Below are 9911 nucleotides of genomic sequence, written 5' to 3'. Positions count from 1 at the left end.
TTTTTTGCGTTGATCTCAATCTGCCCGGTGTTTGGAAGGCGGGGGAAACACGCGAGTTGTTTGTTAGCGGAAGCCGGTTTCTACGCAAACCGATGAATCGTCCACGATGCGTGGTGATGCATCCCGAGGGCGGAGTGTTGGTTGGTGATTCGGCGACCCGCGAGATCTATTGGATTCGAGAATCAGGCGATCAGCCGGTCGGGCTAACCGAAGGACACATTGGAATCCCAATGGCAATGGCGATCGATGCGAGCAACAAGATGCTCTATGTCGGAGACGCTGAAAAACGCGCGACGTTTCGATTGCCAATCGACGGAGGAGAGCCCGAGTTGGTTGCCCGTGTGAATGCTCGAGGTTTGGCGTTTGACAGTGACGGCGGGCTGTGGGCGGTCACACCAGACGCCGATGCGGTGGTGCGCATCAATGTCGAGACGAACGAGATCGAAAATGTGGTGACCGGCCGACCGTTTCAGTATCCCAACGGACTGTGCTGGGCGGGAGACCATGGCTATGTCACCGATGGCTATGGGAAGTGCGTATGGAAGTTCACGCCCGACGGAAAGACAGAGAAATGGTTTAACGGTGATCCATTGGTCGGGCCCGTCGGAATCGCGGTCACAGACGATTCCATCTTCGTCGCGGATCCGAAACAGAAACAGGTGTATCAGTTCAACCGATCGACCAAGGCATACCAAACACGTCTTTAACGTGAACACATCATGGGTGTTGCCTCGCTGGTAGTCACCTCGATAGGATCGTTTGCAGATTCTCTGTCGTTATTGAGAGTCCGTCACGGGCGTTCCCTCACCTTGGGTCAGCAGGACGGTTTGGTCGACTTGCTTGATCTCGAATCGCTCAGGGGATCCTCCTGGCCACGTGATTGTGATCGAGTCAGCCTCTTCTGATGTTCCGAGCCCGAAGGTCACTGTCTTTTCGCATTGGCTGAGGTAGCTACGCGTTGGCATGACGGTCCGACTGAGAGTGCGGCCTTGCAGGGATAGTTGCGCAATGGCCCCGATAGCATCTCGGTTGCAGCTTTTTCCTTCTAGTTTGACTCGGAGGTAGTGATGTTCGGTCGCCTGGTCATTGCGAAAGAGAACCGGGCGGGCGTGACTGGTGGAAATAACAACGTCCTCGTCTCCATCGTTATCAAAATCGCCAAACGCGGCACCACGTCCAACGATGGGTTCGTGGAAGTCGCTGCCGACGTTTGATTCATCGACGAGGACCAATTCTGTTTTCGCTTCACGTCCGGCATTCCAAAACAATTGGGGAGGCTGTTCGTATCGCTGTGTCGATTGCGTTTTTGCGATCTCTTCTTCGAGGTGTCCGTTTGCGCCGAGCAAGTCGAGTCGACCGTCCAGGTCCACGTCGAAGAAAAAGAGGCCAAACGTCAACCCTTTGCGAGTTGGCGGGCCAAAGCCCGTGTACATGGCGGCATCGATGAATTGGCTGCGGCCAGGACGCGTCATGTAAAGAGCGCTGGCTTCGTTGGCAAAGTTGCCGATGCCAATCGCGAGGGTCTCGTCGTCACGAAACGCAGCCGTGTCGATACCCATCGCTCCACGAGCATTTCCGGTGCTGCGATCAAAAGCGATTCCCGATAGCCGGCCGGTTTCGGAGAAGGTTCCGTCACGATTGTTTTCAAACAGGAAGTTCCGCACGGTGTCGTTGGCGACGATCAAGTCGATCCAGCCATCGCGGTTGACGTCCACTGGAGCAAGTCCCATTGCTTTGCCGAGTGGAACATCGGTGTCGTCGTTTCGTATTTGAATACCGGATGAGGCCGAGACATCTTCGAAAGAACCGTCTCCGAGATTCTTGTAGAGATATGAGTAGGTACCCGAGAAAGCACGGGGTGGTCCGTATGCTCGTGTTTCTCCATCGAGAGTGAAATCTTGGCTCAGGTCGTTCTCTTTGCTCCACGCGACGTAGTTGCAAACGAACAGGTCCAGCAGTCCATCGTTGTTGTAGTCCAGGAAACCACAACTGGTACTCCATGCGTCATCTCCGCCGCCAACACTCGCGTCGCTCGTCACATCCTGAAAACGTCCGTCGTCGTTGCGGTATAGGTGGTTTCGCCCGACGGCAGAGAGAAAAACATCGCTGTCCCCATCATTGTCATAGTCGGCAACCGCGACGCCCATGCCATAAATATTGTCGTTGAGTCCGGCTTCCTCGGATACATCGGTGAATTGAAGGTTGCCGTTTCCCGCGTAGAGCTTGCACGGTGTTTTCGTTTCGTGGCGATCGTCCCAAGGCCAATAGCATGAATTGACAAAGAGAATGTCGAGGTTCTCGTCGTTGTTGAAATCCAAAACAGCCACACCACTGCCCATCGTTTCAGGAAGAAGTCGGTCGCCACATCTCCCCGATTGATGGACGAAATCAATGCCACTTTGTTGGCTGACTTCGGTCATGGTGAGCGAAGGAATCAGGGTTCCCCCGGTTTCGCGGACCTCCGGGAGGGTTACCTCGGTCTCGACCGAATATTGGCGTTCCCGGTTTATGTTGCGGTAGATGAAGAAAGCAAACACGGGAATGGCAACCGCCACAAACAGCATGAGCGATTTGCGGAGAGCTGTTCCGATGACAGCGTCGTTCTCGATGTCTGGGTGATCGTCGGCGAAGTCCGGCATCGTTTGGGGATCGGTCATCGTGTTGTCTGCAACGAACTAGAAAAAATGAATAAGTATTCGGAATTGTGGTCAATTCTGATCCGATTGGAGATCATAAATGACAAGTGACTCGGCGGCTCGGTTGGCGGCCGGGTATCTTCTCCGTGCCGCCGGAATCGCGACTTCGGCTGCGTTGTTGTCCGGTTTGTACTTTGCATGCAGCGTACGGTGATGCTCCGCACGGTCGGAGTCACCGCTCCAGGTGAAGATTTCGGCGAGGTTCGCGTGGGCGGTCACGTTCTCAGAATCGATTTCGAGAACTTGTTCAAATTCCGACTGGGCTTGTGCCAGAAATTTCTTCGCCGTTTCCTCATCGCCTTGAACTTCGGCACGTTGAAAGAGATCCACGAGCGTGAGGCCGAGTTGATTGCGGACCGCGTAATCGAGTGAGAAGTCAAATCCTCGCTCAACGATTTTGGTGTTCAGAACGCTCCGAAGCGACTCGGCCGCGGTTTTCAGGTTCCCTTGTTGCCTGTTCACAACTCCGCTGAGCCAACTGTGGGTCCAGGAAGGTGGTAGCGGATCCATCTCCGCCGCGCGGTGCAACGAATCGGTGGCACCGTCGAGGTCACCTTCAGCGAATTGCACCCGCGCCAAATTAAGCGGACCGTCGTAGCGACCGAGCTGTTCGACCGCGCGAAATGCCTCGGCGGCCTGTTTGAGTTCGGCCTTCCCTTTGAGCAACAACCCGATCCCATAATCGTTCCACCGCTGCCATGTCGGAAAGGCATCTTCGCCTGATGCTGCGTTTTCTTCGTGCGTTTGTTCGTCCATGTATAGCGTGAGCCGATCGCTAGCGATCTCAACGATCGGAAGGTCATTCGGTTCACCCGGAAGACCAATGTCGAGCAAATCCCGTTCGGGATCACGATCTCGGCGAATGTAGTCGAGGTATTCGGTATCAAATTTCCGGTAGAACAGTTTCGCGGTGATCTCGATCGGATCGGTTGAATCGGTAGGAGCTGTGAATCGATAGTGTACCGTTTGCCCGGCACCGGGCGGCATCTGGTGGCTGTATAACGGTGTGAAGATGTCTTGTGCGTTGCGTCGGTTGATTCGGTTCCCTTCCCGATCGAGCATGAATGTGTTGACGAAGTGTGAATCGGGATTGACCGCTTCACGATCGTCTCGATGGCCACTTTTGCCGATCACTTTGCCTGCTTGAGTCGCGGTCAGTTCGATCCAAATCTCGTTCGAGTCGGTCGTGCCCTGTGTGAAGTGATGGCCGAGCGTCAATGTTCGCAGGACGGTTTCGATCAGATACGATTCTCCGGATTCAATTTCCGCCGCGTCATCGAGAGGGGCGATCAATTCACCATCGACTTTGCCCTCTTTCCGCAAACCGAACAGGTCGACTCGCATCGTTCCACGCAAAAACTCGCGATGTCGCTGCACACCTTCCTCGTCGTCCATCCAATAGGCGAGCGCGGTATTGGCACTGGGGAAAAAGTGGCTGTGGACCCCGAGGCCGCTGAGTTCTTCCATGTACTTTGCCCCGAATTCATCCGTGGCGAGAGCCGGCATGTGGCATTCGTTGCAATTGGATTGGGCTTTGGGAGGGTAGTAAAAACTGCGTGCCCCGTGTCCAGAAACTCCCGACAATAAATAGCTGTCGTAGTGATTTTGTCCGCGTAGCCAATCTTTGTAGTTGGTTACCTCGCCGGGCAGCGAAACCTTATGACAAACACTGCAAAACTCTGCTTTCTTGTGGAAAGGTTTCAGCATTTCATGTTTGTGAAACCTCGGCTTCGCTTTGACCATCAAGGAGTTCAAACTTTGCAACAGCGGGTTTTCGCTGTAGGCGAATGGATAATGTTGAGGTTCGGCGATCGTGTAATCCGCGTTTCCTACGTTGCTGTTGACCGATTGAATCGAATGGCAGACCACGCAGGTTAAACCCGCATGTGCGGTCGGATTGTCAACGTCGTCATAGTTCGGGTCATCGAACTCGCCCGAAAAGAACGGGACCGGATCGTGGCAGCCCGCGCACCAACGCGATGCTTGGACAGATCCCATTCGTTCGAGCGAAACTTTTCGGGTCTCTCGAACCGACGCTCGGTAGGCGGGGTTGTTGAAACTGCTGAGCCGGTGAGCACTGTGGAACGCGGAATTTGACAGGTCCTCATGGCAGCGAAGGCAGTATTCGTCGTTCATCAATGTCTCCGCAGCGATGAACTTGCCGGTTGCTGTACGAGCCAATGATGGCTCAAAGTACTTTTCACCCTGGAGTGGTGCTTTGTCCTCGCTAATACGCGGATCGGAAGCTTGGAAGGCGACCATCGCGGCAACGAGAACGGCGGTTGCCAACATCACACGCTTTCCAATGTCCCATTTGATCCGTGGACCAACGAGACGGTGAAGCCAGTACAGCCAGATCACAGCGAGCGGTGCAATCAGGTGAGCCCAATACACGAAACTGCGACTCGTCGGGTCGACGATCGCGATGGAGCCGACACGCATCAGCAACAACCCGGTCACCAAAATCGCGATCGAAACGGCGAACAAGGCATAGCCGATCTTCACTGCCCGGCGGTTCCTCCGCTTGCGACTGCGGACCATGTGCACGATTCCGAATCCGACCGTAGGAACAATCAGCAGAAGCCCCAACCCGACGTGCACCAAGAACATCAACTGATAGAAGTGGTCCTCGTAGATGCGTCCCGTGAAATGCTGCAGCCAAGTGATGGACGTAAGGTAGAGTCCGTTGGCTAGCAAAACGCCGAATAGGATCAACACCACGTGCAACACCACTCGTAGTCTGGGGGTGACCGGGCGAACGGGTGGCGTCGTCGAGGAAACAGTTGGCATTGATTCTGGTGGCTCTCGAAGGCGGGGAACTAACCGTTGAGCATCTAACGCCTCATCTGAGGGCTCTGATTTCGTCTGAAATAAGTTGCGCGGCAATTCTCGTTATAGGCCAATGGCGCGTATGCGCGACAGCGCTACAGAAAACGTTGACGCTTTTGCCGCATTGACAGACTCGAATGGAATGGAGTGACCGATGCTCTTTATTCTAGTCGATCTCTCAACGCCGATATGGTGGTTCAGAGAAGCGTGCAGCTATTTAGAAAATTGCATCGCGGGTGCGTTGGTTTCGCGGTACCAGAATGACCGGAATGTTTGTTTGCGACCGAGATGGCTCTGGTTGAGTAGATTGATCGCGACCGAGTTTGGGTGTTGATCCAATCCCGGTGGGTACTGCGTCATTTTGCGAAACGGAAGTGGTCCGATCTGTTGTCCGGTGAGGGTATTCAGGTCGGCGTCTTTGTCCCAGCCGACGCAGTGGAGGACGAAATCTCGCGTCCATCCTGGAGGCGGTTCTTGCGGGGGTACGGAGAAGCTCAGCCGAATTTCGTCACCACCGCTGATCACCGCCATTCGATCGTCCCAGGTTTGTACCAATCCAGTACACTCACCGTAGACCGACATCTTTCCCGACAACGGTGGCCATCGCGCAGCGTCGGAAGCGTCTTGGTAGTCATAGGTCTCGGGCTGACGCGGCCCCTCTTTGCGACGGCGTGAAAAACCGTGAAACGTCAGTTCAGCCGATTGCAATTCGCAATCGTGGCTCTGGTGATCTGCGGGTGTGGTTTGGGTCACGACTTCGGCAGAGTCCCAATAGATTTGTGCCGACGTACGGATACGAAAACGTGGGTCTTCTGGATTGAGAATTTCACTAACATCCACCACGATTGTTTTCGTTTTGCCGCCGGGGAATCCCATGAACGGAATGACCTGTGACCATTCGGAAGGACTTTCGCTGCTCGGAACCCACACCGATGGAAACTCGATTTTGTCCAATGCAGGGTTCTGGTCAATCTGAATGTTCAGCGATGCGTCCGTGGGCATGATCCAACCGGTGAGGACTAGGTACACCGGTTGAGATGTCTCACCGTGTTGTGACACTCGGTCCGCAAACTGCTCGCCAAAATCGAGATCGATCCAATGCGGTTCGCATAGACCTTGACGCAACCGTCGATCGAAACCTTTGACGAATTGGCGATCTGCATCGGCGAGCAACGAGGTCACGTCGCGCCCCGTCGTATCGGTCGCCGAATGAATCGGGTGCCGATCATCAGACGCGAATGAGAAGATAGTGGGAGTTGCAATATTGCCAGGACCGACCTTTTCATTCGTCCATATTTCGACATCGGAAGGATGGTCCACCGCGGTGAGTTGTACTTCGTCGAAGTAGGCAACCTCCCACAATTCTTCCGTGATGCGTAGTTCGTAGCGTCCGTCCTTGGGGTGGATATTGCTGCCGTCGAGTTTGAGGTATTCCCAGGGACGGTCTTTTGCGACGACACCGTGGGCAACCTGTAATCCGAGCGGGGCCGCCCATAAGCAATCCGTGACGAAGGCAAATTTGTCACCGTCCCACGCATACAAATAGGGGCAGGAACCTTTGAGTGTTTGTTCCTCTTCGACCAATGCGTCAAGCGGCGGGTTCGCAATCGTTTGAGTAAGCCCGTTCGGAAAAATCGCTCGTACACTGCCAACCTGATCTGTCTCGTGCAGTCCGAAATGAGTCGAAGGAGAGGTGACGATCCGGGCACGGTAGTGTGGACCGAACCTTGTCTCCAGGACGCTGCCGATCGCGTAGTGATTCACACGCCCGCTGGCGTTGTCATCGATACCTTTGAACCGGAGATTGATGTAGTGGCCGACAGGTTCAGTGCCGTTGTCGCCCACGAACGCGCCGTCGTCTGTAACAACCGCGACGTCCACCCTACCGTCTCGGTCGAAGTCGGACGGGCAGATTGATTGGATGGCAGTCAGGCCGTCGACCGGTACCCAGGCAGACCAACCCCAGGGGCCGATTCGCGACATTTGATTATCGGCGATAACTTCCATCCATGAATCATTGTCGAGGTCCATGACGGCGTGGGCGGATGCGTCGCAACGACTCGAGATCACCTGTTCCACATTCCAAACTCCGGCATCGGATGTGTGAGTGTAGACAACCGCGGCTGATTCGCTGCCACCGACGACCAAGTCCCAAGAAACATTGCCGTCGACTTCTTCGATCGCAACAAAGTCTGCGTCTCGCACCGCCGGGACGTTCTCGAGATACCGACCACGGAATTGGAGGTGTAGCATGTTCTCCAAAATGCTGACTCGGCCAGACGATTTGTGTACCGAGATGATATCGAGATCGAGATCTCGGTCGACATCGCCGATCGCGAATGCCGACACAGGCGAATCGGCCGCGAACGTGGGGCCTTGGGTTGGCAATTCAAAGAATGTTCGGTTGCCTCGGTTTATAAACATGCGGACGCCATGTTCTCGAGTGCCGAATATCAGATCGAGGTCGCCATCGGCCTCTAAGTCTCCCGCGATTGCGGCGGTGACTCCTTGCACGTCGTTCAAGCCGATGTCGGCTTCAATGGGTTGGAGTCGCTGCTGCGCAGAAGCGTTAGATCGACCGTCGATGCTAACCACTCGGACTCCGTCGTCACCGTAGACGACTAGATGTTGGAAAGTGTCATGGCGAGAACTCGACATCAAATCGTCGCTCGCCGAATCACCTCGATTCGCACGAAGTCGCCCGGGGGCGCTGCTGTCAACGACGAACAGGTCGGTGGCGATGAGGCCCGCTGCATCGATATCCATTTTCGCCGAACCCGCGGACGACCATTGTCCGTCCTCGTTGCGCCACAATCGGAGAACTCCTTCCGAATCGATTCCGGCGAGATCAGTATCGAGGTCCAAATCAAAGTCGATCGGCTGAAGAACGCGAATTGCATCCGAATCGGGAAGTTGGAGCCTTTTGAATTGAGGGAGCGAAGTGCCCTGCTGAATCGATTTTTCTTTCGCGACCGATGCGGCAAGGTCACGGAGCGATGCGAAACTGAGGCGGTCCAACGGATGCGGCATCGCCCGCCTCCGGTCGGTCTTCATGATTTCACTGCTGTTGAGAACGTTGAACCACAACAAATTGCTGTTCTCTGCGGTTTGCCAATCGGCCGAGTCGATTGCCAAAACAATCTCGGCCACCAACTCATCCGGCGTTTTGCCGATGGCTTGCGTGTCAGCGCCGATCAGTGGTTTGATTCCCGACGCCAAGTCGGCTGATCGCTTGATGAAGACAGCTGCTCGTTGATCTCGACTCTCGATATTGAGTCGGGCTGCACGCAGTGCAAAGAAAAGGTTGTCAGGATGGTTGTCCGACAGCGAGCCGAACGCCTTTGCCGCGTCGGCGAGCACGTCTCGAGGCAAACCGTCAATTGGGTCTTCAATCTGTTCGATCACTTTGGCCAAGACACCACCCAAGATCACCGATTGGGGTTGTTTACCGGTATCGCCTTGAACGGATTGCGATAGACGGTCATACACCTCCTTGCGAATCGATTTGGTCATTGACGCGGGAAGCAGCGATGCTTCGTGAAGGTCAACTTCCGCCGCTAACCACTGCGCAATAACAGAGTTTTCCGCGATTGCGGAGTACGCCTCGATTCCTTCCCGAGCGGACGCGATGGCTTCGGGAAGTTTCGATCGGGCTAGCTTTTGTTCTGTTCGTTCCAACGCCGCATTCGTTGCTTGTGACGACAACGAATCGACGCGTAGTACGCGGTTGAGAGCCCGATTGAGAGCGACCGATGCGTTCTGTGGGTCACGATCGTGAAGCGTGTTCCACGCATCGTCGGCATCGTCGAATTGCAGGTTCTCTGTTTTTGCGAGTGCAACGCGAGTGAGTTCCAACCGCTCTGCGTCCGAGGTCGATGTGTTCGAGGCAACGACGTCGGCGTTTTTGTTGTTTCCGTTTTGGACCACCAAAAACGCAACAACCGCCAATGCGACAACGGCCAACAACGCGAGCATCATCGGTCGACGATTCGCTGCTCCGGCCGTCTTCCCGTTTTGGGGTGATGGGGTTGCTTTCTGGCTGGTCGATGCTTTCACGCTGCCGCGAGCTTTCTTCCTGTGCATCCGTTCCTCGAGATAACGTGATTGCGAAGTTGGTCCTCCGGTGGGAGTTTCGCCGGAGGGCTGCAACCTCGACGACGATTAAGAAGATGATAACTCGAAACCGACACCGTTGGCGACGGTGCGTTCGCGGGAAGCCGCTGAGGATGAGACGTCGCCGAGGGGAAAGGCAACGCTCCGCCGCAAATCCACTGACCACTCGGGACGTGGGGCGATCGCTGTATGCGTTGCGCACGGGTGGTCAGACTGTTCACGCGACCGTTCACCTACCGATCGATTGGAATGCCTGCCATCGGCCGTCATCCC

At 55.1% G+C, this 9911-nt stretch carries 5 protein-coding genes; 1 reads left to right on the top strand and 4 read right to left on the bottom strand.

All coding sequences use genetic code 11. The annotated features are described in order from the left end of the window. On the top strand, positions 1–707 hold a 707-nt coding region (locus tag RSSM_RS00870), incomplete at its 5' end, for an NHL repeat-containing protein (RefSeq protein ID WP_044300419.1). Positions 708–776: 69 nt separating this feature from the next. Here RSSM_RS00870 and RSSM_RS00865 read toward each other — a convergent pair. From RSSM_RS00865 to RSSM_RS34385, 4 genes are all read right to left on the bottom strand, one after another. Next, on the bottom strand, positions 777–2657 hold the full coding sequence (locus RSSM_RS00865) for a CRTAC1 family protein (RefSeq protein WP_008673434.1): 1881 nt from the start codon (positions 2655–2657) through the stop codon (positions 777–779). 51 nt (positions 2658–2708) lie between these two features. Then, positions 2709–5486, bottom strand: a complete 2778-nt coding sequence (locus RSSM_RS00860) for a tetratricopeptide repeat protein (protein WP_044300418.1) — start codon at positions 5484–5486, stop codon at positions 2709–2711. Positions 5487–5738: 252 nt separating this feature from the next. Continuing rightward, positions 5739–9608 carry a CRTAC1 family protein gene (locus RSSM_RS00855; protein WP_144059469.1) on the bottom strand — a complete coding sequence of 1290 codons (3870 nt, stop codon included), beginning with the start codon at positions 9606–9608 and terminating at the stop codon, positions 5739–5741. 78 nt (positions 9609–9686) lie between these two features. After that, positions 9687–9911, bottom strand: a 225-nt coding sequence (locus RSSM_RS34385; RefSeq protein WP_044300416.1) for a hypothetical protein, incomplete at its 5' end; no start/stop codon positions are given.

The sequence above is a fragment of the Aporhodopirellula sallentina SM41 genome (assembly GCF_000346505.1).
Taxonomy (GTDB): domain Bacteria; phylum Planctomycetota; class Planctomycetia; order Pirellulales; family Pirellulaceae; genus Rhodopirellula; species Rhodopirellula sallentina.
Note: the sequence above shows the minus strand (reverse complement) of the source record. Positions and strands in the feature narration are given on the sequence as shown.